This is a genomic window from bacterium (genome assembly GCA_040756715.1).
GTDB lineage: Bacteria > UBA9089 > UBA9088 > UBA9088 > UBA9088 > JBFLYE01.
The window spans coordinates 1-3,091 of record JBFLYE010000103.1 but is presented as its reverse complement, the minus strand read 5'-3'; the positions used below and the strand labels follow the sequence as shown (position 1 = coordinate 3,091).

At 37.4% G+C, this 3,091-nt stretch carries 2 protein-coding genes; both read left to right on the top strand.

Translation table 11 applies throughout. The features are described from left to right. On the top strand, positions 1-1,896 hold a 1,896-nt coding region (gene alaS / locus AB1397_03940; protein MEW6482132.1), incomplete at its 5' end, for an alanine--tRNA ligase. Positions 1,897-1,922: 26 nt separating this feature from the next. After that, positions 1,923-2,975: a TIR domain-containing protein gene (locus tag AB1397_03935; GenBank protein ID MEW6482131.1), complete on the top strand. Its 1,053-nt coding sequence runs from the start codon at positions 1,923-1,925 to the stop codon at positions 2,973-2,975. Positions 2,976-3,091: the final 116 nt, after the last annotated feature.

Below are 3,091 nucleotides of genomic sequence, written 5' to 3'. Positions count from 1 at the left end.
TCTTGCTCTCCAGGCTGTGATTGCGATAGATTTTTGGAGGTTTGGAACCTTGTTTTTACTGAATTTGACAGGCAGGTAGATGGAAGCCTAAAGCCCTTGTCAGCGAAGAACATAGATACAGGAATGGGCCTTGAAAGGCTAGCTATGATCCTTCAAGATAAAAAAACAGTCTTTGAATGCGATTTAATTGCTCCAATCATTGATTACATAACCGAACCCCGAATCCCGGAACCCGAATCCCGAATTATCGCAGACCACATAAGGGCAATAGCACATCTTATCTACGATGGAATTATTCCCTCTAATGAAGAGAGGGGATATGTTTTAAGAAGGCTTTTAAGGAAGGCTGAAAGATGTGGAAAAAAGCTTGGAATAGAAGGGCCATTTCTTTATAAATTGGTGCATCCTTTATCTTCTCTTTTTCCATATCTTAAGGATGAAGAACCCCACATAGCCAATATCGTAAAACAGGAAGAGGATAGGTTTAAGGAGACAATTGAAAGGGGGCTTCACATTCTTTCTGAAAAAATAAGCAAAGCAAAAAATGTGTTTTCGGGGAAAGACCTCTTTGAAATTTATGATACATATGGATTCCCTGTTGACTTTGCAATTGATGTAATAAAAGAATCTGGGCTATCTATTGATCTGGATGGCTATCACAGAATGATGGATAGCCAAAGGGAGAGGGGAAGAAAAAAGGCAATATTTTTCCAGAAGGAAGGGTATAACATAAAGACAGAGTTTATAGGCTATGATATGCTTGAGGCTAGTTGTAAGGTAATAAAACAGGATGGTTTGTTTGTCATTCTTGATAAAACGCCATTTTATCCTGAAATGGGTGGTCAGGTTGGTGATTGGGGAATATTTGAAAAGGATGGGATAAAAATTTATGTAGAGGATACACAAAGGGATGGAGAGGCAATTATCCATAAGATAAGAGAAGGCAATCTTTCAGAAGGTGAGATTATTCAGGCTGTTGTTGATAAAGAAAGGAGGGAGGGAATAAAAAGGGCACACACAGCAACCCACCTTTTGCAATTTGCATTAAGGGAGGTATTGGGAAAAAATGTAAGGCAGCAAGGCTCTTTGGTGGAAAATGATAGATTAAGGTTTGATTTTAACTATTCCCAAAAGCCTTCTTCTTTTCAAATCCAGGAAATAGAAAAAATGGTCTATCAAAGGATAATGGAGGACATTGAGGTTTCAATATTAAAGGATATTCCCCTAGAAAAAGCAAAAGAGATGGGTGCCTTAATGTTTTTTGAGGATGAGTATGGAGAGAGGGTAAGGGTTGTTATGATTGGCGATAAAAGCAAGGAGACCTGTGGGGGAACGCATATTGAAAAAACAGGAAAGATTGGGCTTTTTAAGATTGTCAAAGAAGAAGGGGTTTCCGCAGGGATAAGAAGGATTGAGGCTTTTACAGGTAATCTGGCATATCAACACATTCTCAAAGAAAAAGAGGGACTATTGGAAAGGATAGAAGCATTAACAAGGGCAAATAAAGAACAAGAGAAAAAAATAAGGCATCTTAAGTATAGGGTTTTAAAAGAGGGAATAAAAAATATTGCTCCAGAAAAAGTAGGAAATATAAGCCTTGTTTTTGAGGTATTTGATAGCCTATCAAAGGATGAGCTTTCATTCTCAATAGACGAAATAGCAAATTCTCTTGATTCTGGCGTTATCCTTCTTGGCTCTAAAACCAAAGATAGCATCCTCTGGACCTGTAAGGTAAAGGGCAATCTAAAACCAGGGGCAGATTACATTATAAAAGAGGTCTGCAAAATAACAGGGGGAGGCGGCGGTGGAAGGCCAGATTTTGCAACAGGCGGCGGTAAAGACCCAAATAAAATAGAGAGAGCAAGGGAAAGGGTTTTAGAATTGATTGGAAATTGACAATATGAATGCTGTTAAGGACAAAAATGGGGAATCGCAAGAGGTATTACAGAGGATTCAAGAGGAGTCAGAGAAGCAGGCATTGCCTGAGCAAAAGCAGGTTTTTTTGGGTTTCCGAGAAGATAAGGAAAAAGGTACATCATCTACCTGACCCAGCAAGACCACCCTTAGGATATGAAAAGAATAAGGGATTTGATAAGGTTTTTCCCTATATCCAACTGCCCCGACTTCATCCACCAAATCACGGCAATATCGTAATCTTTAATGCTCCAGAGCTTGTTGCCAATCAACTTATCTTAGGAGATAATCTCCAAGTCTTGCGTACCATTCCTTCAGAGACTATAGACCTTATCTACATTGATCCACCATTTTTCTCAGGCAGAAATTATAATGTTATCTGGGGAGATACTAATGAAATAAGGTCTTTTTATGACATCTGGGAGGGTGGAATTGACTCCTATCTTATCTGGCTCAATGCAAGGCTTTGGGAGATGCGGCGGGTTAAGGCATTCTTTGATGAAATAAAACAAAGACTTGAGAAAGATAAGCTTGTGAAAGCTAAAATCATCGGCTGGCGGTTTAATCGGCAGGTAGTTGAATATATCAAGGTTTTGAAAAGATATATTGAAATGTTTGGAGGTATTGAGGAAACACAAGATATAAATTTATCTTCAAGAAAAGTTTTTATTGTCCATGGTCATAATGAACAGGCTAAAAGCGAGCTTGCACTCATTTTAACCCGTCTTGGACTTGAACCGATCATTCTCAATGAACAACCAACTCAAGGAATGACTCTTATTGAGAAGTTAGAAAGACATTACGATGTTGGATTTGCATTTGTTTTACTTACACCAGATGATAAGGGATGTCAAAAAGGACAAGAGAATAATTTATTGCCAAGAGCAAGGCAAAATGTTGTCTTTGAATTTGGTTTGTTTGTAGGCAAACTTAGTAGAAACAGAGTTTGTTGCTTATATACAGGTGAGGTTGAAATTCCTTCTGATTTACAAGGACTTGTTTATTTGCCATTTAAATCCAGCGTTAATGAGATTCAATTAGATATTGTGAGAGAATTATAGTTAATTCCATAACGCTTTACAAAATGTATGTGTTTAGATAATCTTAAGGAAAACTTTATAAAATTATGAATTTTGAATGTTGAATTTTGAATTAAAAGGGAAAAAATTTTATAAAA

What these genes read in the sequence shown, in the direction of transcription:
- AB1397_03935 (MEW6482131.1), top strand. Translation starts at nt 1,923, where the DNA reads ATGGGGAATCGCAAGAGGTATTACAGAGGATTCAAGAGGAGTCAGAGA.